Source organism: Aeromonas sp. R7-4 (assembly GCF_040908055.1).
In the GTDB taxonomy this organism is placed as follows: domain Bacteria; phylum Pseudomonadota; class Gammaproteobacteria; order Enterobacterales; family Aeromonadaceae; genus Aeromonas; species Aeromonas sanarellii.
On sequence record NZ_JBFODA010000013.1, the window covers coordinates 117,351 to 135,190 of the forward strand.

General features: G+C 60.8%; 25 protein-coding genes. 22 read left to right on the plus strand and 3 right to left on the minus strand.

Annotated features, from left to right (window positions below):
- Window positions 1–2: 2 nt before the first annotated feature.
- Entirely contained in the window at window positions 3–236 is a 234-nt protein-coding gene (locus AB5Y72_RS02630) for a hypothetical protein (RefSeq protein ID WP_368198556.1), read from the plus strand.
- Window positions 237–488: 252 nt separating this feature from the next.
- Complete coding sequence (locus tag AB5Y72_RS02635; protein WP_368198557.1) at window positions 489–938, plus strand: gp16 family protein; 450 nt, start codon at window positions 489–491, stop codon at window positions 936–938.
- 51 nt (window positions 939–989) lie between these two features.
- Here AB5Y72_RS02635 and AB5Y72_RS02640 read toward each other — a convergent pair whose 3' ends face one another.
- On the minus strand, window positions 990–2,354 hold the full coding sequence (locus tag AB5Y72_RS02640) for a hypothetical protein (protein ID WP_010673997.1): 1,365 nt from the start codon (window positions 2,352–2,354) through the stop codon (window positions 990–992).
- Window positions 2,354–2,887 (minus strand): hypothetical protein, encoded by a 534-nt coding sequence (locus tag AB5Y72_RS02645; RefSeq protein WP_005353386.1) that lies wholly within the window; start codon window positions 2,885–2,887, stop codon window positions 2,354–2,356. The genes AB5Y72_RS02640 and AB5Y72_RS02645 overlap by 1 nt, the downstream gene beginning before the upstream one ends.
- Window positions 2,888–3,108: 221 nt before the next feature.
- On the opposite strand from AB5Y72_RS02645, the gene AB5Y72_RS02650 reads away from it, so the two are divergent.
- From AB5Y72_RS02650 to AB5Y72_RS02745, 20 genes are all read left to right on the plus strand, one after another.
- Window positions 3,109–3,537: a Mor transcription activator family protein gene (locus AB5Y72_RS02650; protein ID WP_368198558.1), complete on the plus strand. Its 429-nt coding sequence runs from the start codon at window positions 3,109–3,111 to the stop codon at window positions 3,535–3,537.
- 114 nt (window positions 3,538–3,651) lie between these two features.
- Window positions 3,652–4,161 (plus strand): hypothetical protein, encoded by a 510-nt coding sequence (locus AB5Y72_RS02655; protein ID WP_325783191.1) that lies wholly within the window; start codon window positions 3,652–3,654, stop codon window positions 4,159–4,161.
- 161 nt (window positions 4,162–4,322) lie between these two features.
- Window positions 4,323–4,910, plus strand: a complete 588-nt coding sequence (locus tag AB5Y72_RS02660; protein WP_325783190.1) for a glycosyl hydrolase 108 family protein — start codon at window positions 4,323–4,325, stop codon at window positions 4,908–4,910.
- Window positions 4,907–5,218 carry a hypothetical protein gene (locus AB5Y72_RS02665; RefSeq protein ID WP_368198559.1) on the plus strand — a complete coding sequence of 104 codons (312 nt, stop codon included), beginning with the start codon at window positions 4,907–4,909 and terminating at the stop codon, window positions 5,216–5,218. The genes AB5Y72_RS02660 and AB5Y72_RS02665 overlap by 4 nt, the downstream gene beginning before the upstream one ends.
- The gene (locus tag AB5Y72_RS02670; RefSeq protein WP_043133770.1) at window positions 5,211–5,432 is read left to right on the plus strand and encodes a hypothetical protein; all 222 of its coding nucleotides are present in this window, start codon (window positions 5,211–5,213) and stop codon (window positions 5,430–5,432) included. Before AB5Y72_RS02665 ends, AB5Y72_RS02670 begins: the two co-directional genes overlap by 8 nt.
- A 26-nt stretch (window positions 5,433–5,458) precedes the next feature.
- On the plus strand, window positions 5,459–5,686 hold the full coding sequence (locus AB5Y72_RS02675; protein WP_042074576.1) for a TraR/DksA C4-type zinc finger protein: 228 nt from the start codon (window positions 5,459–5,461) through the stop codon (window positions 5,684–5,686).
- Window positions 5,687–5,752: 66 nt separating this feature from the next.
- Window positions 5,753–6,055: a DUF2730 family protein gene (locus AB5Y72_RS02680; RefSeq protein WP_010674004.1), complete on the plus strand. Its 303-nt coding sequence runs from the start codon at window positions 5,753–5,755 to the stop codon at window positions 6,053–6,055.
- On the plus strand, window positions 6,052–6,348 hold the full coding sequence (locus AB5Y72_RS02685; protein WP_010674005.1) for a hypothetical protein: 297 nt from the start codon (window positions 6,052–6,054) through the stop codon (window positions 6,346–6,348). Before AB5Y72_RS02680 ends, AB5Y72_RS02685 begins: the two co-directional genes overlap by 4 nt.
- Window positions 6,349–6,360: 12 nt before the next feature.
- Window positions 6,361–6,936, plus strand: a complete 576-nt coding sequence (locus AB5Y72_RS02690) for a DUF3486 family protein (RefSeq protein WP_182935445.1) — start codon at window positions 6,361–6,363, stop codon at window positions 6,934–6,936.
- A complete protein-coding gene (locus tag AB5Y72_RS02695) occupies window positions 6,936–8,522 on the plus strand; it encodes a terminase family protein (protein WP_368198560.1) in 1,587 nt (528 codons plus the stop codon). The genes AB5Y72_RS02690 and AB5Y72_RS02695 overlap by 1 nt, the downstream gene beginning before the upstream one ends.
- A complete protein-coding gene (locus AB5Y72_RS02700) occupies window positions 8,522–10,093 on the plus strand; it encodes a DUF935 domain-containing protein (RefSeq protein WP_368198562.1) in 1,572 nt (523 codons plus the stop codon). The genes AB5Y72_RS02695 and AB5Y72_RS02700 overlap by 1 nt, the downstream gene beginning before the upstream one ends.
- Window positions 10,093–11,568, plus strand: coding sequence for a phage minor head protein (locus AB5Y72_RS02705; protein WP_368198563.1), 1,476 nt, complete (start codon window positions 10,093–10,095; stop codon window positions 11,566–11,568). Before AB5Y72_RS02700 ends, AB5Y72_RS02705 begins: the two co-directional genes overlap by 1 nt.
- Window positions 11,565–11,765: a hypothetical protein gene (locus tag AB5Y72_RS02710; RefSeq protein ID WP_128296922.1), complete on the plus strand. Its 201-nt coding sequence runs from the start codon at window positions 11,565–11,567 to the stop codon at window positions 11,763–11,765. The genes AB5Y72_RS02705 and AB5Y72_RS02710 overlap by 4 nt, the downstream gene beginning before the upstream one ends.
- The gene (locus tag AB5Y72_RS02715) at window positions 11,765–12,211 is read left to right on the plus strand and encodes a phage virion morphogenesis protein (RefSeq protein ID WP_368198564.1); all 447 of its coding nucleotides are present in this window, start codon (window positions 11,765–11,767) and stop codon (window positions 12,209–12,211) included. The genes AB5Y72_RS02710 and AB5Y72_RS02715 overlap by 1 nt, the downstream gene beginning before the upstream one ends.
- Window positions 12,212–12,412: 201 nt before the next feature.
- Window positions 12,413–13,570, plus strand: a complete 1,158-nt coding sequence (locus tag AB5Y72_RS02720) for a phage protease (RefSeq protein WP_368198565.1) — start codon at window positions 12,413–12,415, stop codon at window positions 13,568–13,570.
- A 54-nt stretch (window positions 13,571–13,624) separates the two neighbouring features.
- Complete coding sequence (locus AB5Y72_RS02725; protein WP_368198566.1) at window positions 13,625–14,533, plus strand: Mu-like prophage major head subunit gpT family protein; 909 nt, start codon at window positions 13,625–13,627, stop codon at window positions 14,531–14,533.
- Window positions 14,534–14,631: 98 nt separating this feature from the next.
- Window positions 14,632–14,931, plus strand: a complete 300-nt coding sequence (locus AB5Y72_RS02730; protein ID WP_368198567.1) for an HI1506-related protein — start codon at window positions 14,632–14,634, stop codon at window positions 14,929–14,931.
- The gene (locus AB5Y72_RS02735; RefSeq protein ID WP_368198568.1) at window positions 14,928–15,344 is read left to right on the plus strand and encodes a gp436 family protein; all 417 of its coding nucleotides are present in this window, start codon (window positions 14,928–14,930) and stop codon (window positions 15,342–15,344) included. The genes AB5Y72_RS02730 and AB5Y72_RS02735 overlap by 4 nt, the downstream gene beginning before the upstream one ends.
- Window positions 15,341–15,769, plus strand: coding sequence for a hypothetical protein (locus AB5Y72_RS02740; protein WP_368198569.1), 429 nt, complete (start codon window positions 15,341–15,343; stop codon window positions 15,767–15,769). Before AB5Y72_RS02735 ends, AB5Y72_RS02740 begins: the two co-directional genes overlap by 4 nt.
- Window positions 15,769–16,518, plus strand: a complete 750-nt coding sequence (locus AB5Y72_RS02745; RefSeq protein ID WP_368198570.1) for a hypothetical protein — start codon at window positions 15,769–15,771, stop codon at window positions 16,516–16,518. Before AB5Y72_RS02740 ends, AB5Y72_RS02745 begins: the two co-directional genes overlap by 1 nt.
- A gap of 108 nt (window positions 16,519–16,626) precedes the next feature.
- On the opposite strand, the gene AB5Y72_RS02750 is transcribed toward AB5Y72_RS02745, so the two are convergent.
- A protein-coding gene (locus tag AB5Y72_RS02750) for an IS3 family transposase (protein ID WP_325783120.1) occupies window positions 16,627–17,777 on the minus strand; the annotation gives its coding sequence in 2 pieces (ribosomal slippage) (window positions 16,627–17,540 and window positions 17,540–17,777; 1,152 coding nt in all).
- Between the last annotated feature and the right edge of the window lie 63 nt (window positions 17,778–17,840).

Sequence of the window (17,840 nt, forward strand, 5' to 3'; positions counted from 1 at the left end):
CGATGACCAAAACAGAGATGGATATTCGGCTTACCAAGATTTTCAGTGCGGCCGCCATTGCACAGGCGACCCCTGACAAACGGGCTGTGTGCAGACAGCTCAAGCAGTTTGATAGAGAGGCTCGTGCCCAAGGGCTGTTTGCCCTGGCAGGGGAGGCCAGCCAGATGCGCTGGCAACTGGTGGCAGAGTTACAGCAGAACAGGGGCGGTAAGGAGGTCCAACATGGGCATTTATAGTCCCTTGCTGGCGCCTCATCTTCTGGCTCGCCGCCTGAAAAGCGGCCGGGCTTGTATCACCGAACTGGGGCTTGAGCAGCGTTGTCCCCGTTGTGGCGAGTTCTGGCCATGGGATACCGAGTTCTTCGGACAGACAAGTGATGTTACCCGGCTGTCCAGCTGGTGCCGGGGGTGCCTCAATGAACACTACCAACAGCTTAGGTTGAAGCGCTGCATCCTGACAGAAAGGAAGAGCGGGGAGGGGGATAGGTGATGGATAGACGCAGCAGATTGATCCGGCTGGTGCAGGTAGGGCGCCGTGCATTGGCGCTTGATGACGAGTGTTACCGCGACCTGCTGGCCAGTCACACCGGCAAACGCAGCGCCGCCCTGTTGAGCGAGCAGGAGCTGGAACAGGTGCTGGCCACCTTCAAGGCGGCTGGCTTTATTCCCAAGCCTGCCCGCCATACGGCCAACAAACGGTTGAGTCCAGCGGCCAGTGGCCATCACAGGGTCAATGAAATTGCCAAAATCAGGGCCATCTGGTGCGAGATGGCCCGCCTTGGCATCGTCAGGGATGGTTCGGAAACCGCGTTAAACCACTGGGTACAACGGATGACTGCCCGCTTAAACGGTGGGGTAGGGGTAGCAGAGGTGGGATGGCTGGATGCGCCTCTGGCAGTTAAAGTGCTGGAGGCGCTGAAGAAGTGGTCTGCAAGATAATAAATTTACCTTGAAGAAAGCCCCGCGATGCGGGGCTGCATTTTACCAAGCCTATATCACGATGTGAGGGAGCATCTTAAGCTGTGTATCCAGCTCCTGATGAATGGCTCTGTAGTCAGCCATTATCTCGGTATCAACCAGCTTTGCTCTCTCTTTTTCTTGGCCATAAATCAAATACATCATTTCTGGCATACCATAGCGCAGCAGCGTTAAAACGAGTGGCCAGCTAATAGATAAGGGGTTGCTGGTCACTGTCACTTTGCCTGCATTGATCACACCTGCCACACCATGTGCAATCAGCAGCTGGCGACGAAGTTGCGGATGTGCTGCATTGGGAAATGCCTCGGACAGTGTCGCTCCCGCATTGAGCTTTCTCACCATAAAGCCAAGCCGAACAATCAATTCACTGATCGCCAATGGCACTGATGCCGCAATGAAATGACGCAGGTCATATCCACTGCGATACATCTGTCTTGCAACTTCTGCGATGGTGTAACCTTGCTTTCCTATCGTTCCGAATTGAAAGAAAGAGAGAAGGGGCATCAGGGGGGCGGGCAGGCCTGCTGGTGTTGCTACATCTGATGCCAGATGACCGCCAACTTTTCTGATGGCCTTCAGGAGCCTGATAATAAAATGCTCACCCTCCAGTAATGGTTCGGCAGTTTGTTGAACTATCACGTTGCCAAACTTATCAATGGCAGTAAATTCACCGCACAACACATCTTTGACCCCAAAAATGAAACCTAGAATGGGGTCATGTCCCAATGATTGGTAACGATGAGTGCGAGGGCCCAATCCTGCAACCACTTCTTTCAGGTCACTACTAGTCGAGGGATCGAAAGAGACTTTGTACAACCCCTCAAGCTCTTTGATCTTTTCTGGTGGCAGAACTTCGCCAAAAAGCTCCTTGACCTTGTTGGATAACCATCCCCCTTCCGAAGCAGGGCTACCCAAAAATCCCGGATGTGCGGGCACCTGGACAAGAAAGATGTCGATAAGCCCGGAGAGGATGCCCGAAGAAACAGCCAGTGCAACATCGTATCGATCAAGGCTGCCGAGCCAACCCAGGTGCTCACCGAGTTTCTGATGTTTTGCCAATACAGCATCAATTTCCGCTGGCGTCAGTACATCATTAAAATCGACCTCACTAGGTATTGCTTGTTTAGCCTCTGCAAGGATTTCTTCCCATGATTTTGTCCTGACAGGGGTAATTACGCGCAAAGAGTTTGACGTGCTGGAGTCCTTTACCGGTAATGCCTTACCAAAGCGTCGGAGCAAGGCTTCACTGGAGTTGATCGCAGCATCGAGGCTATGACGCTGTTCATCATGTTCGGAGCCAAGTTGATCAAGCATTTGCTTGTGATGAACAGCCACCCTCAATCCATCGGTGAGATAATCACCCTTGTCATTGCTCATCAGGCTGCCACCTTCAAATCACCCTCAAGGTCAATGATGATTGATTGCAGGAGTGTGTTGAGTTTGGTCAGATAGTCTGCTCTTGCTTTGTTGTCGTCAGAAGATTTGCGCAGTTCTGAAATGATGGCATTCTGCTTTTTCATCGCTTCTTGCAGCAACATCTCTTTCTTTTCTTTCAACTTGCGTTTGTTACGTTGTGATACGAAAGCGTAAGCGCCAACACCCAGCAGCACTGCAGGTGCCGCCAGAACAGCTACACCTGCAGCCATACCGCCACCCACGAGGCCACCTGCTGCAGCCAGACCAGAGGTAATGCCAGCAGCAGAGAGACCAGTCACGCCGCCGAAATAAAGACCTGCAAACCCAATACCCGCACCGGCACCGACACCGCCAGCGGCAGCCAGCACTTCCTTGATATCATCACTGTCAGAATCAATTCGTTCCTTATCGTTTAAGGCTTTGTCCACTTCCCCGAGTACCTTTACGACCGGTGCCAAAGATTCCAGATTTTTATAGATAGCTTCCTTACTCATCAAATATCTCCATATGGCTACAAAAAACCCGCAGAGAAGTAATGTATACCCAATTCATGCCTGTTCAATGGCAAATTGATGACACTGTTAATTCGGTCACGATAAGGGACTCACACATGACAGTTGATTCCATGGAGGCTGGCTGCAGTGCAACTAATGTGCGTATAAAATGGCCTGTGTTCTAATCGGCGCACCGCTTTTTCTGTTTTGCTGAGGGAGTCATGGAACAGAATCTGGATCTCTTTGCCAATGATCACGCCTCGCTGGGGCAACTGGTTGATCGCCTAGACCAGATCCCGGCGGCCGAGCTGACCGCCAAGTGGCCCAAGGCGCTGGCCGAGCTGGTCGATGTGCTCGCCTGTGAGCTGAGGCGCAGCGGAATGGCGGCGGATAAGGCCTTGGCCCAGGCCCGCAAGCTGGCATTGGTGCAGGCTCACTATATGGGTGGTCGCGCCTACTATATCCCCACCGGCGATCACCTCAAGGCCGCGCTGCGGGACAGAGCTATCTGGGATGAGTTCAACGGCCGCAATATCGACCTGCTTGCCCGCAAGCATGGTCTCTCGGTACCCCAGACCTATGCGGTGGTGGCAGAGCAGCGGGAGTTGACACGGCGCCGCTATCAGCCTGACTTGTTTGGGTATCAATAGCGATGGCCCTCACGTTACGAACAAACCCCGCTAAGGCGGGGTTTTTCTTTTGGCTCCGATGTCATAGCTTAATATTTCAGCGCACTAAACATGGAGGTGTGTGTGACAAGGTACATGCTGGTGATTGCCTCGATCATATGGGCGGGGTTCTCCTTTGGGGCGGTCAAATATAAATGCGATGGAGAGTGGGTAGACTATTGGCCGTGTGACAAAGAGTTGGTTGATAACAAGCTGGCAATCCAAGCAATGAAGGATGAATTTGCGGCTAGAGATTCAGCCCCCATAACTGGCAATGTAGAGTCTCAGTTGAAATCATATGGCTACTCAGTAGCTGTCTCGACTCATGGTGCAGTCAATTTCACATCGGTGAAGAAAACTACAGAGAAGCCTCTCCGTGCTTACGTAGTCGTTTTCAAAACCAGTGCGATGGAACTGATGTCTAATCCAAATGCCAGAGCCAATAATTCAGCGTTTCTTGAAAATCAATTTAAGACAGAACTATGGCAGCGCAAGTTATGCACGCCCGAGCTGAAGTCCATCATGACCAACAATGGGGTGGATTTAGTTTCTGGTGATTTACAGGATGAGTCTGGTGAGACTCAAAGCTTTGCCCTCTGTCATTGAAGGATAACACTATGACAAGGCACTACTGAATAAGTCAGGAAGTGCACTTCAACCGTGTCCACAGCACTTTATGTCCGCTTTATTCATGTAACCTACCATAAACCCGCCCCATTAAGGCCCCTCGGTACGCTGCGATAACGCAGTTAATCGAGGGGCCTTTTATGTTGCCTGATACCTATCCCATAGCACTTGCCTGGTTGCTCCGTCCCGATGTGGAAGGGGGCGAGGTCAACCATCCGGCCGACCGTGGCGGCCACACCAAGTTCGGCATGGCCGATGCCGCCGACGGCAGGAAGGACGGCATGATCGACCTCGATCGGGATGGCCGGCCGGACATTCCCGTCGGGGATGCGACCCCTGCCCACGCCCAGCTGTTTTACCGCGCGAACTACTGGCTGCCGGCCCGTTGCGACCGGGTTGATAGCGTCAGCCCGCTGATTGCCATCGCCCTGTTCGACGGCGCCGTGCATCACGGCCCTGGTCGCTCGGTGCGCCAGTTGCAGCAGGCGCTCGGCGTCTTGGCCGATGGGGTGCTGGGCTCGCAAACCTTGCGGGTGCTGGCCGCCAAGACCGGGCGGGATGGTGGTCGGGCCCTGCTGCTCGCGCTGCTTGAGGTCCGCGCCGGCTTCATGCTTGGCATCGTGCGCAAAGACCCGAGCCAGTGGGCCAATGCCCACGGCTGGAGCAACCGCCTGCTTCGCCTGCAGAGCTACCTGCTCTCGACCCGGTTCGGTGAGGGGGCTGCATGAGCAAACCCAGCCTCATCAACAAGCGCCGCCAGGCGTTGCAGGGGATCCAGGCCGCCGGCTATTTCGGCATCCCCGAACTCAAGAACCCCCGTTACCTCGCCTGCTTCAAGGATGGGCGCCGTGCCCATCTGAAGGCCTATCTGGGCGAACCCGCCTCCATGGACCTGGAGACGATCCCGCTCTACAGCCATCACCCCACTCGACAGTCCTTGTTTGCCCAGGGCTGGCGGTCGGTGGGCGAGCTGGATCGCCTGCGGGCCCGTGCCCGTCTTACCCCAACCCAACCTAAGGAAGCCCATCATGCCTGATTCCCTGTTACCCCAAGCAAAGCCTGCGCTCAGGAGCCGCGCCGTCATCGGAGGCGTCATCGCCGTGGGGGCCGGTATCGCCGGCCTGTTCGGCGTGCCGGTCGATGTCGGTACCCAAACCAGCCTGGTCTCCACCGCCGTGGATCTGGCCAGTGCCATCGGCGGCCTGCTGGCCATCTGGGGGCGCCTCAAGGCGACCCACGTCATCAAATAAGCCATCAAGCAGGGCAGGAGACACCCTTGAGCGACCCCATAGACCGCGCCCAGCAGCTCGACGCCGAGCGGACCGGGCGACTTATTGACGCCCACCGGGCAAGGCCCAAACCCCGTGGCGATGGCATCTGTTGCGATTGTGATGAGCCCATCCCGATTGCGCGGCTGCATGCCGAACCCGATGCGCCGCGCTGCATCGAGTGCCAGACCCTATTCGAGCGCAAGGAGGCAATCCGTGTGGGATTTCATCGTTAAGAGTTAAGGGGAACAGGAGGCCGCAGCTATGTCCGATATTGCCGAACCAGACGAAGGGGGCCACCGATGTGGGAATTTATCGTTAAGAACTGGGGGCCCCTGTACGCCCTGGCCAGTCTGGTGGGGTTGATCGTCATCATCCTGCTCTCCAAGACCTACGCCAAGCGTGAAGATGTCACCGGCCTGGCCGCCAGGGTGGCCAGGGTCGAGCAGCAACTTTCGGATCTGCCGACCGAGAAGGAGCTGCACACCCTGCAGCTGGAGATCAGCGAATTGCGTGGTGAGCTGCGGGCGTTGGCGCCGGAACTGCGTCAGGCCCGCCGACTCGCCGACCTGCTGCTGGAAAATGAACTCAAGGAGAGACCATGAGCATTCAAGGAATATTGGACGCCCAGCAACGCCTGGTGATCTTGCGATCCTTGCTCGATATCGGCGGGGCCGCCAACGAGTCGATCCTCAATGATTGCCTCGACCAGCTGGGTACCGGCCGGGTGTCCCGGGATCGGGTCAAGACCCTGCTGGCCTGGCTGGATGAGCAGGGGCTGGTGCGCATCGAGAAATTGGCCCAGGTGCAGGTGGCCCACCTGACCGGCCGGGGCCAGGACGTGGCCGAGGGGCGATCCAGCGTGCCTGGCGTCAAGAAGCCCCGTGCCGAGGATTGAGGGAGGATGACCATGGCCGAGAAACCGACCCGGGGCAGGGCCAGCAAGGTGTGGCTGCTGCCCGAAGCTATCCGCAACGCCCTCAACGAGATGCTGCGCGACAAGGCCAACAGCCAGGCCGCCATCCTGGACGAGATCAATGGCCTTATCGAGGGTGCTGGGCTGCCCGATGATCTCAAGCTCTCCCGCTCAGGGCTCAGCCGCCACGCGAGCCAGGTGGAGCAGGTGGGCCAGCACCTGCGGGATTTGCGGGAGACCACGGCGGCACTGACCTCCCAGCTCGGTGACAAGCCGATGGGGGAGACCACCAAGCTCATCCTGGAACTCGGCCGCTCCCAGCTGTTCAAGGCGATGCTGGCCCAGGTGCAGAACCCGGAGGAGGCGGTGGATATCGACATGCTGAAAAACGCCATGTTGGCGGCTCAGCGGCTCGAATCCACCGCCATGCAGAGCCACAAGCGGGAGAAAGAGATCCGCCAGGCCTTTGCCGAGGAGGTGGCTGCCAAGACCGAGGCCATTGTCACCCAGGCGGGCCTGAGCGGTGAAGCCGCCGCCGAGATACGCCGCGAAATCCTGGGGATTGCCTGATGACCACGATCGCACAGACCCCTATCGCCCAACAACTTGCCCAGTCCCTCGGTACTGAATACAACCCCGACGAGGTGCTGCTGCCCTACCAGCGCATCTGGATTGCCGACGAGAGCCCACTCAAGATCGCCGAGAAGAGCCGCCGCACCGGCATCACCTGGGCGGAAGCGGCTGATGCGGCTCTGACGGCCTCCAAAGCCAAGGCCGCCGGGGGTTGCCACCACTTCTATGTGGGTAGCAACAAGGAGATGGCCCGTGAATTTATCGACGCCGTGGCCATGTGGGCCAAGGCGTACAACAAGGCAGCAGGCGAGATCCAGGAGGAGGTGTTCACCGACGACTCAGCATCAGCGATCCTCACCTTCGTGGTCTATTTCGCCTCGGGCTTCAAGGTACAGGCCCTCTCCAGCAACCCCTCCAACCTGCGGGGGATGCAGGGCAATGTGACCATCGACGAGGCGGCGTTCCACGACCGGCTGGCTGAGGTACTCAAGGCTGCGATGGCGCTGACCATGTGGGGGGCCAAGGTGCGGCTTATCAGCACCCACAACGGCGTCGATAACCTGTTTAACCAGCTGATAAACGACAGCCGGGCGGGCCGTAAAGAGTATTCCATCCACACCATCAGCCTGGACGACGCCTGCCGCCAGGGGCTCTATCGTCGCATCTGCCAGGTCAAGGGCATGCCCTGGACACAGGAGGCTGAAGATAGCTGGAAGGCCGGGCTACTCAAGGCCACCGCCACCGAGGAAGACGCGCTGGAAGAGTATTTCTGCGTGCCCAAACAGAGCAGCGGCGTCTATATCAAGCGCACCCTGATTGAGCGGGCCATGCAGCCGGATATCCCCATCCTGCGCTTCACTTCCCCTGCGGACTTCGAGCTGCAAAGTGAGGAGACCCGCAAGGCGGTGGCGGAGATCTGGTGTGAGGAGAACCTCAAGCCCTGCCTGGAGGCGCTCGATCGCAGCTGCCGCCATGTACTGGGGGAGGACTTCGCCCGCAAGGGGGATCTCTCGGTGTTTGTCCCGCTCGCCATCGCCCCCAACCTGCGCAAACGGGTGCCCTTCGCTGTGGAGTTGGTCAACGCCCCCTATGAGACCCAGCGCCAAATCCTGTTCTACCTGCTGATTGGGCTGCACCGTTTCACGGCGGCCGCCTTCGATGCCACCGGCAACGGCGGCTATCTGGCAGAAGCTGCCCGCTTGCGCTGGGGCGCCGGGATGATCGAGTGCGTGATGCTCAATGACCCCTGGTATCGGGAGTGGATGCCCAAGCTCAAGGCGGAATTCGAGGATGGCAACCTCATCATCCCGCGCCATGCGGACGTGCAGGACGATCTGGGCAAGATCCAGGTCATCAATGGGGTGCCCAAGATCGACAAGGGCAAGAACACCGGCCAGGGCGGCCAGCAGCGCCACGGCGACTTTGCCGTGGCCTTGGCCATGGCCGTGCGGGCCAGCTGGATGGAGGGGGGCGCCATCGAGTTCACCCCCTTACCTGGTAAACACGGGCGCGACAGCAACGACGACTATCACCCATCCCTCGGGACGAGGGATCTGATCAAAAGTGAGAGAGGGGGTTGGTAATGGCCGGACTCATCGACATTCATGGCAACGCGCTGCGCCTGCAGAAAGAGCCGCAAACCGAAAACGACGCCAAGCTGGCCCAACTGCGCCGCCACTACAGCGAACACCCCACGGTGGGGCTCACCCCGGGCAAGGCGGCCGCTGCGCTCAAAGAGGCGGAGGAGGGGAGCCTCATCGCCCAGTGCGAGCTGGCCGAAGACATGGAAGAGAAGGACGCCCATCTGCAGAGCGAGCTTGGCAAGCGGCGCCGGTCCCTGCTCGGGGTGAGCTGGACCATAGAGCCGCCCCGCAATGCTACCCCCGCCGAGCAGCGCGATTGCGAGATGATCCGGGAACTCTTGGAGGACTTTACCTGGTTGGATGATGCCATCTTTGACGCCACCGATGCGGTGCTCAAGGGGTTCAGTGCCCAGGAGTTCAGCGGCTGGGAGATGGTGGAGGGGCTGCAGCTCCCCAAGGGAATCGTCTGGCGCGATCCCGCCTGGTTCCAGACCCACCCGGATGACTGGAACCAGGTGCGACTGCGGGACGGCAGCAAGGAGGGGGCGGCCCTCAATCCGTTCGGCTGGATCATGCACAAGGCCAAGTCGAAATCCGGCTACTTGGCCCGCACCGGCCTTATCCGCACCCTGGTCTGGCCCTTTCTGTTCAAGAACTACAGCGTGCGGGATCTCGCCGAGTTTCTGGAGATCTACGGCCTGCCGGTGCGTCTGGGCAAATACCCGGAAGGGGCCACCGAGAAGGAGAAATCCACCTTGCTGCAGGCGGTGCTCTCCATCGGCCATAACGCTGGCGGCATCATCCCCCGGGGGATGGAGATCGAGTTCCAGAATGCGGCCAGCGGCCAGGCCGACCCCTTTGTGGTGATGATGGACTGGTGCGAACGCTCCATGAGCAAGGCCATCCTGGGGGGCACCTTGACCAGCCAGGCAGACGGCAAGAGCTCGACCAATGCGCTCGGCAACGTCCACAACGAGGTGCGCCAGGAGGTGCGGGATGCAGACCTTCGCCAGCTCGCCGCTACCCTGACCCGGGATCTGGTCTATCCGCTGTTTGCTTTGAACGGCAAGAGCTTCCAGGGGCCGCGCCGCTGCCCGCGCCTGGAATTCGACGTGACCGAGCCCGAGGACATGCGCGATCTGGCCTATCCACTGCGGGCCCTGGTGGGCATGGGGATGCAGATCCCGGCGCAGTGGGTGCGGGACAAGCTGCAGATCCCGGCGCCCAAGGAAGGGGAAGAGGTGCTGGTCATCGTCGACAAGCAGGCAGGGGCCGGGGAGGCGGCTCTCAGGGCGCAAGGGTTGGCGGCCTTGGCGGCAAAGAATCCTGTTCAGGGGGATAACAACGACGCCCAACTGGCGAGGCTGCAGGCGGAGGTCGCCCCCTTGCTTGCCAGCATGACCGATGCCGTCCAGGCGCTGGTGATGCAGGCCACCACCTTGGAGGAGATCCGGGATGGCTTGCTGGCGCTGGAGCCCAACCTCAGTCATGACGAGCTGGGGGCGCTGCTGGCCCAGGCCATTGCAGCCAGCGAACTGCTCGGCATGCTGGAGATGGAGGAGGGCAACTGATGCCCGTTCGTTACGGCAGTCTGCCGTTCGAGGAGGCGATCGCCTTCTTTCGCCAGAAGCTGAATATGCCGAGCGAGCGTTGGGCCGATGTGTGGCGGGATGCCCATAACCGCGCCTTTATGGTGGCGGGGGCGACCAAGACGGACTTGCTGGCGGACCTGCGCGGGGCGGTGGACAAGGCGATCAGCGAAGGGCAGTCCCTCGCCGCCTTCCAAAAGGCGTTCAAGGATATCGTGGCCCGCCACGGCTGGGCGCATACCGGCCCGGCGTCGTGGCGATCCCGCGTCATCTTCGAGACCAACCTGCGCCAGAGCTACAACGCCGGGCGCGAGGCGCAGATAGAACGCATCAAGCACCGGCGCCCCTATGCCCTCTATCGGCACGGCGACTCCGAGCATCCCAGGGAGCTGCATCTCAAGTGGAACAACCTGGTGCTGCCGGTGGACCATCCCTGGTGGGAGACTCACAGCCCCAGCAACGGCTATGGCTGCAAGTGCAAGAAGTTCCTGCTCTCCGAGGCGGATCTCAAGCGTCGGGGGCTGACGGTGGGCCAGGCACCGGATGACGGCAATTATGAGTGGGTGGACAAGGCGACCGGGGAGATACACCGGATCCCCAAGGGCATCGACCCGGGTTTTGACTACCGGCCGCAGACTCCTGGAGACCTGACCGAGGCGGTGGCCAAGCGCGAAGCGGCCAAACCCGCGCTGGCCGAGCGGCTGCCCGAACGGATGGTGGAGAGCGCCTTCTCGACGGCCAAAGGGGTGACGGCGCAGGGCCTTAGCGATCTGCTGGCCCAGTTGCCCGCCCCCCAGCGTGAGCCCTTGGCCGCCTTCCTCAAGGCGCACCCGGTCAAGACGCTGTTTATCAAGCAGACCGAGATGGGCAAGGGGGCGGCGGGGCTCAAGCTGGCACCGGCGATCGCCGAGTACCTGGGCACAGACCCTTACCTGGTACGCGCGTTCTACCACTCGCGCCGGGCCAGTACGGTCAATGGCTTTACGGCCAAAAGCTGGGGCCATCTGGTTATCAAGGTCAAGGCGGGTGATACACTCAAAGCAGTGGATATGCAGGCGGTGCAAGCGGTGGCAGCCGAGGTGGTGGCCGATGCCCATGCCAACACCGGGCCCCGTCACTGGTTGCCAAGGGGGACCAGCGGCGAGACCTTGCGCCGTCACTGGAGCATCTCCGCCAACGTCGGCGGCAAGCAGGGGGAATCAGCCCAGCGGCTCTCAACCTGGTTGCACGAACTCGGTCACCAGGTTCACTTCTGGGCCGGGGAGCCTGACCTGACGGGAGTGGGGCTGCTGACGGAGTATGCCGGCAAGACCAGGATGGAAGCCGCCGCCGAGGCGTTTGCCGCCTGGATCTTGGCGAGGGATGCCATGGTGGCGCACTTCCCCGAACTGGCCAAACGGGTGGAGGCCATGCTGGCCCAGGCCACGACCGCCAGCCGCAAAGGAGAGAAAGGATGACCCTGTTGGAGCAAGCCAGCGCCCTGCTGGCAGAAGATGGCCCCTTTACCCTGGCACAGGCCAAGGCGCTGGATGCCTTGTGCGAACAAGCCGAAGGTGAAGAGGCCGACCTGCTGGGGGATCTCTGGGCTGCCGCCATGGCTGCGGCCGATGAGGAGGCCCTGCACTTTATGACCACCTTCGAGGATGAAGCCTGATGGCGGGCAGCTTTATCGCCATCAGCCATCATGGGGTGGTCGATGCCCATGAGCTGCTGGCTCGCCTCTACCAGCGCACCGGCGACTTAAGCGAGCCCCTGGCGGATATCGGCGAGGGGCTGGCGCTCTCCCACCGGGATCGCTGGGATGCGCAGGAGAGCCCGGAAGGGGAGCCCTGGGCCCCGCTCTCCGACAACTACCGCGCCCGCAAGCCGCGCCATGCCGACGAGGTGCTGCGCCTGGATGACAACTTGCGCGACACCCTCAACTACCAGGCCGAGCCCCAGACCCTCTACTTCGGCACCCCGCTGGAATACGGTGCCGCCCACCAGTTCGGCCGCCCCGAGATCAATCTGCCCGAGCGCCCCTATCTGGGGCTGTCGGAGGCAGATCAGCAGAGCGTGCTGGAGACCCTGGAAGGCTATCTGATGGCGGACGCGCCCTAAGCCTCTGGGCGCGTTTGCGGGGGGAGGGCCGGTGCGATGGCATGGCCCAGCCGCTCTTCGCACAGCAAAACAGCGTTTAAACACCCTTAAACAGCACCGCCACCCCTGCTGTTGCAGTAACCCACCATAAACCCCACCCGTGGCTCTCCTCCCTGACACTGGCGCCAGTGATTTTTGCTGTGACCAGCCGGAGTGAGAGTGATGCCCCCATCTGCGATTGCCGTGGCCATCTTGAATGCCAGACCCACCACCCTGGGGCTGGCCGTACTCGATGCGCAGCTTACCCAGCAGGATGACGGTTGGTATCAACTGCTGCCGGTCGGCCCGTTCAAGGCCAGGGATGGCCGCCCCTTCGATGTGCCTGGCGGCCACTGGCAGCTGGACAAGACCATCGCCAGCACCCTGATCAACCGGGCCAAGGCGCTCGGCCAGGACATCCTTATTGACTACGACCACCAGACCCTCAATGTCGAAAAGACGGGCAAGGAAGCCCCGGCGGCCGGTTGGTACAACGGCGACGAAATCGAGTGGCGCGAGGGCCAGGGCCTCTTTATCAAGCCCCGCTGGACCGAGCGGGCCGCCGCCCTGGTCGCGGCCAAAGAGTATCGCTTCCTCTCTGCCGTCTTCCCCTATGACGCCCAGGGCCACCCCCTGGAGCTGCGCATGACTGCCATCACTAACGATCCCGGGGTGGTGGGTATGCAGGCGCTGGCGGCTTTGAGTGCCCAACCGATCCAACCCGGCCAGCCGGCCACCCCCGCCCATGCGGTACACAAGGAGACTCCCATGAATGAACTGCTGAAAAAGCTGCTGGCCAAGCTCGGCATCGAGCTGACCGGTGACCCGACCGACGAGCAACTGCAGAAGGCGCTCACCGAGCTCGACAGCCTGCAGGCCAGTGCCAAGAAGGCACCGGAGCTGGAGGCCGCGCTCTCGGCCGAGAAAACCGCTCTGGCCGTCCTCAAGGCACAGACGACATCAGTACAACAAGGAGCCCAGGTTGACCTGGCGCAATACGTGCCGGTGGCGACCTATAACGCCCTGGTCACCCAGGTGGCTGCCCTGACCGCCCAGGTGGACACCACCGATGCCGCGACCCTCATCAAGGAGGCCCGCACCGCAGGCAAGGTGGTGGCGGCCGAAGAGGAGTACCTGACCGCCTACGCCGCCCAGAAGGGGGTGGCCGCCCTCAAGGCGCTGCTGGAGCCGCGCCCGGCCATCGCCGCACTCACGGCGAGCCAGACCGCTGCCGTCACCCTGCCCCAGAAGAAAGGGGAGGCCGTGCTCTCGGCCGAGGACAAGTACGCCGCCGACCAGCTCGGCATCAGCCACGAGGACTTTGCCAAGGCCAAAGCCTAGGCAAGCGCCTCTCGTTTCACGCGCAGTCCTGTTTAACCAGAGAAGGAATAGACCATGGCCATTGTTACACCCGCGCTGCTGCAGGCCCTCTTCACCGGCTTCAAGAAGAACTTTGAGGACGCCAAGAGTGAGGCGCCGACCCAGTACACCAAGATCGCCACCGTGATCAAATCGACCACCAAGTCCAACACCTATGGCTGGCTCGGCAAGTTCCCGACCCTGCGCAAGTGGATCGGGGACCGGGTGATCGAGTCGATGAAGGCGCACAGCTACCAGATCGTCAACGAGGATTTCGAGGCCACCGTGGGGGTGGATCGCAACGATATCGAGGATGACGAGATCGGTATCTACGCCCCGCTGTTTGCCGAGATGGGGCGCTCGGCCGGGGTGCATCCCGACGAGCTTTGCTTTGGCCTGCTCGGCGCCGGTTTCACCACCCCCTGCTATGACGGCCAGTACTTCTTCGACACTGACCACCCGGTCTATCCCAAGGCCGATGGCACCGGCACCGCCGTGCCGACCGCCAACCTGGTGGTGGATGGCGCCTATGCGGGCGAGCCCTGGTACCTGCTCGATACCAGCCGCGCCCTCAAGCCCATCATCTTCCAGGAGCGCAAGGCCCCGGAGCTGATCGCCATGACCAAGGTCGATGACGAGGCGGTGTTCACCTCCAAGCAGTTCCGCTACGGGGTGGATTGCCGCGATGCCGCCGGCTTTGGCTTCTGGCAACTGGCGTTCGCCAACAAGCGCGCCCTCACTCCCGACAACCTGTGGGATGCGATCACCAGGATGCGTGAGTTCAAGGCGGACGGTGGCCGCCAGCTTGGCATCAAGCCGACCCTGTTGGTGGTGCCAGCGTCGCTTGAGAAGCTGGCGACCCAGATGCTGGAGCGCGAGCTCTCCGAGAGCTCCAGCAATGAGCTTAAGGGCAAGCTGGAACTGGTGGTGGCGGACTATCTGTAATCCCGTGGGCTCGGTGCTACAGCGGGGTTAAACCGTCCCAGTCCGGGCGTTTAACCCCCGTTTAAACCGACCTGCAAACGAGAAGAGGAAACCATGAGATGGCTATTCGAGTGCGCGTTATATCGAAACTTCATCAGGGCTATCACCGGGCGGGGCTGGCGATTGCTCCTGGCGAGTCTGAACTGGCTGTGTCGGATGAGCAGTGCGCGGCCCTGGAGGCCGATCCGCGCCTGGTGGTCGTCCGCCTGGCTGAGGATGTGGCAGAGGCCGATCAGGCGCCGGATGCAGCGCAGACGGCGGGGGATCTGGACGACGCAGCATTGGGTGGCGTGAGTGCCGATCCCGAGGTGCCAGAGCCGACCGCCAAGCCTGCCAGCGGCAAGGGTAAAGGCAAATGAGTTACGCCGTTGCCGCCGATCTGCTGACCCGCTTCGGCGAGGCCGAGCTGCTGCGCCTGGCCATGACCCCGAGCGGGGAACTGGACGAGGCCGTACTCCAGCTCGCCCTGGATGATGCCAGTGCGCTGATCGACGGCTACCTGGCGGGGCGCTACCCCTTGCCGTTGGCTCATGTGCCGGCGGCCCTGGTGCCCATCTGCGCCGATATCGCCCGTCACCGCCTCTATGGCGAGCAGGCGCCGGAGCAGATCGCCAAGCGCTATGAGGCCGCCCTGGCCTTCCTCAAATCGGTGGGTAAGGGGGAGTTGGCGTTGGGGCTGGCGGCCGACGGTGAGCAGTTGGAGAGTCAGAACCTGGCCCAGCTGCAGTCCGATGGCCGGGTGTTTGGCCGGGGCAGTGGGGGCTTCCTATGAGTGAGCCTGAACTCGACTACCTGGCGGCGGGGGAAGCCCTCAAGGGGTTGCTGCTGCCGCTCAAGGGGCAGGGGCTCAAGGAGGTGTTGGTGGCCACCGACCTGGAGGCGGTGGCCAACCTGGGCCAGCACCACCCGGCCATCCACATCATCTACCAGGGGGAGCGCCCGCAGGAGGGCAACCAGTCGGGGCGGGTGAGCTACTTCGAGCAGCTCTGGCTGGTGTTACTGGTGCATCGCGCCACCCCAAACCAGCCGAGCGCCGGGGTGTGGATGGGACGCATCCTGCAGGCTGTGGCGGGGCGGCCCTATGAGAACAGCGTGTTCAGTCGTGGGGCAAGCCCGGCCCGGCCGAGTTACAAGGGCGGGGTGGCCTATCTGCCGCTCGCCTTTACCGTGACCGTGAAATTCAAAGGAGAGCGATGATGAGCGAAACACTGCACCTGGAAGGGGATCTCTATATCGAGACCTTCACCAACAACGTCTCGAACGGGGTGATAGGCCCGGTGGACGTCAACAGCCTGGAGGTGAAGCCGGACAGCGAGAAGATCAGCATCCCGAGCAAGCGCAAGGGCAAACTGGGTCAGGCGCGGGAGACCTACTTCGTGCCCAAGCCGGCCACCGTCAGCATCAAGACCAGCGAGATCCCGCCGGTGCTGCTGGCCGCCGCCTTTATGGGGCTGGAGAGCCCAATCAACCAGGGGGCGGGCACGCTCACCGATCTGCCGGTGACCCTGCTGGCGCACCCCAAGTGGGTAAGCCTGGGCAAGACCAATCTCTCGGCCACCGGCCTGGTGGTGAAGGAAGGGGCCACCTCCTTGGTGCTCGGCACCGATTTTGAGATCAACTATGCCCTGGGGCTGCTGCGGGCCACCAAGGCGGGGGCGGTGGCAGATGGCGGGCCCGTGACCGTCAGCGCCAGCTATAACGCCATCACCGGCACCCGCATCGCGGGCAACGTGCAGCCGGAGGTGAAGGCGAAGCTGACCCTGGATGGGCGCAGCGTGATCGGTGGGGAATCCATCGTGCTGACGGTGCCCCGTGCCTCGCTGGCTCCCAAGAAGGCGGTGGATTTCCTCAGCGACAAGCCCATCGAGATCGAGCTGGAAGGGGAGCTGCTGGCCCTGGACGGCGAGACCGCCCCCTTCTATGTGGACCGACCGGAGACGGTGTGACGAGTATAAAAACGGCGGGGAGACCCGCCGTTTTGTGATTTGTCTAGAACGCTCAATTATAGAATGCTAATCAGACCTACTCGAAAGCAGTGAATCGCCCCTGGTTTTCTAGACACTTTGTTGCTGAAAAATAAACTGCCTTTCAAACTCTACCGGCGACAGCCCATCATTGGAACCATGACGCCTGATTGGGTTGTAAAACATCTCGATATAATCAAACACATCGCTGCGGGCTTCGTCTCTTGTCGCGTAAATCCTGCGCTTGATCCGCTCCCGTTTGAGCAACTGAAAGAAACTCTCGGCGACCGCGTTGTCGTGACAGTTACCCCGTCGGCTCATACTGCAACTCAGGTTGTGGGCCTTCAGAAAGTCTTGCCATTCACCACCGGTAAACTGGCTGCCCTGATCCGAATGCACCAGTACCGGCTGCTTGGGTTTGCGCCGCCAGACGGCCATCAATAACGCATCAACCGCCAAGTCTGCCGTCATGCGTGACTTCATCGCCCAGCCGACGATCTGGCGAGAGAACAGGTCGAGCACCACCGCCAGGTACAGCCACCCTTCTTGAGTGCGAATGTAGGTAATGTCAGTCACCCAGATGATGTTGGGGGCTGGCACCTTAAACTGACGTGCCAGCGTGTTTGGGGCAGCTTGCGTGCTCTTGCCTCCATAATGCCCCTTGCGGCGTTGATAGCCCGTTTGCGAACGCAGTCCCTCCCGCTTCATTAATTTGGCCACACGGTGCTTGCCGCAGGCTTCCCCTGCGTCACGAAGGTCGCGATGGATCTTGCGATAACCGTAGACAGCACCACTTTCCAGCCAGGATTGCTTGACCAATCCGGTCAGTCGTTCGTCCTCCTGCTGTCGTGGCGATGTGGGCTGTTTCAACCACGCGTAGAAGCCACTTCGGTGAACCCCCAGGGTCTGGCACAGGGTAACGACACTGTACCGGTCGAGTCGGGAGGTTATGAACGCGTACCTTTCCTTGACTCGCTGGCAAAGTACGCGGCGGCCTCCTTTAGAATATTGCGCTCCTCGGTGACCTGGCGCAGTTCAGTTTTCAGGCGGCGGATCTCGGCTTGCAAGGCAGACTCTTCTATCTGCTGGTCAGCAGGCTTACCGTACTGCTTGAGCCATGCATACAGGCTGTGGCTGGATACCCCGATGGCACGTGCAACGTCAGCCACCGGCCGCCCGCGCTCGGTGATTTGTTTAACGGCTTCGATTTTGAATGTTTCTGGATAACGCTGACGGGTCATAACACCTCCAATAGTTGCCTCATTTTAAGGCTGTGAGGTGTCTAGGGAACTGGGGGCGATTCA

Bases quoted from the DNA above. Each gene is read 5' to 3' on its own strand.
- AB5Y72_RS02630 (WP_368198556.1), top strand. From the start codon at position 3: ATGACCAAAACAGAGATGGATATTCGGCTTACCAAGATTTTCAGTGCG.
- AB5Y72_RS02635 (WP_368198557.1), top strand. From the start codon at position 489: ATGGATAGACGCAGCAGATTGATCCGGCTGGTGCAGGTAGGGCGCCGT.
- AB5Y72_RS02640 (WP_010673997.1), bottom strand. From the start codon at position 2,354: ATGAGCAATGACAAGGGTGATTATCTCACCGATGGATTGAGGGTGGCT.
- AB5Y72_RS02645 (WP_005353386.1), bottom strand. From the start codon at position 2,887: ATGAGTAAGGAAGCTATCTATAAAAATCTGGAATCTTTGGCACCGGTC.
- AB5Y72_RS02650 (WP_368198558.1), top strand. From the start codon at position 3,109: ATGGAACAGAATCTGGATCTCTTTGCCAATGATCACGCCTCGCTGGGG.
- AB5Y72_RS02655 (WP_325783191.1), top strand. From the start codon at position 3,652: ATGCTGGTGATTGCCTCGATCATATGGGCGGGGTTCTCCTTTGGGGCG.
- AB5Y72_RS02660 (WP_325783190.1), top strand. From the start codon at position 4,323: ATGTTGCCTGATACCTATCCCATAGCACTTGCCTGGTTGCTCCGTCCC.
- AB5Y72_RS02665 (WP_368198559.1), top strand. From the start codon at position 4,907: ATGAGCAAACCCAGCCTCATCAACAAGCGCCGCCAGGCGTTGCAGGGG.
- AB5Y72_RS02670 (WP_043133770.1), top strand. From the start codon at position 5,211: ATGCCTGATTCCCTGTTACCCCAAGCAAAGCCTGCGCTCAGGAGCCGC.
- AB5Y72_RS02680 (WP_010674004.1), top strand. From the start codon at position 5,753: ATGTGGGAATTTATCGTTAAGAACTGGGGGCCCCTGTACGCCCTGGCC.
- AB5Y72_RS02685 (WP_010674005.1), top strand. From the start codon at position 6,052: ATGAGCATTCAAGGAATATTGGACGCCCAGCAACGCCTGGTGATCTTG.
- AB5Y72_RS02690 (WP_182935445.1), top strand. From the start codon at position 6,361: ATGGCCGAGAAACCGACCCGGGGCAGGGCCAGCAAGGTGTGGCTGCTG.
- AB5Y72_RS02695 (WP_368198560.1), top strand. From the start codon at position 6,936: ATGACCACGATCGCACAGACCCCTATCGCCCAACAACTTGCCCAGTCC.
- AB5Y72_RS02700 (WP_368198562.1), top strand. From the start codon at position 8,522: ATGGCCGGACTCATCGACATTCATGGCAACGCGCTGCGCCTGCAGAAA.
- AB5Y72_RS02705 (WP_368198563.1), top strand. From the start codon at position 10,093: ATGCCCGTTCGTTACGGCAGTCTGCCGTTCGAGGAGGCGATCGCCTTC.
- AB5Y72_RS02710 (WP_128296922.1), top strand. From the start codon at position 11,565: ATGACCCTGTTGGAGCAAGCCAGCGCCCTGCTGGCAGAAGATGGCCCC.
- AB5Y72_RS02715 (WP_368198564.1), top strand. From the start codon at position 11,765: ATGGCGGGCAGCTTTATCGCCATCAGCCATCATGGGGTGGTCGATGCC.
- AB5Y72_RS02720 (WP_368198565.1), top strand. From the start codon at position 12,413: ATGCCCCCATCTGCGATTGCCGTGGCCATCTTGAATGCCAGACCCACC.
- AB5Y72_RS02725 (WP_368198566.1), top strand. From the start codon at position 13,625: ATGGCCATTGTTACACCCGCGCTGCTGCAGGCCCTCTTCACCGGCTTC.
- AB5Y72_RS02730 (WP_368198567.1), top strand. From the start codon at position 14,632: ATGGCTATTCGAGTGCGCGTTATATCGAAACTTCATCAGGGCTATCAC.
- AB5Y72_RS02735 (WP_368198568.1), top strand. From the start codon at position 14,928: ATGAGTTACGCCGTTGCCGCCGATCTGCTGACCCGCTTCGGCGAGGCC.
- AB5Y72_RS02740 (WP_368198569.1), top strand. From the start codon at position 15,341: ATGAGTGAGCCTGAACTCGACTACCTGGCGGCGGGGGAAGCCCTCAAG.
- AB5Y72_RS02745 (WP_368198570.1), top strand. From the start codon at position 15,769: ATGAGCGAAACACTGCACCTGGAAGGGGATCTCTATATCGAGACCTTC.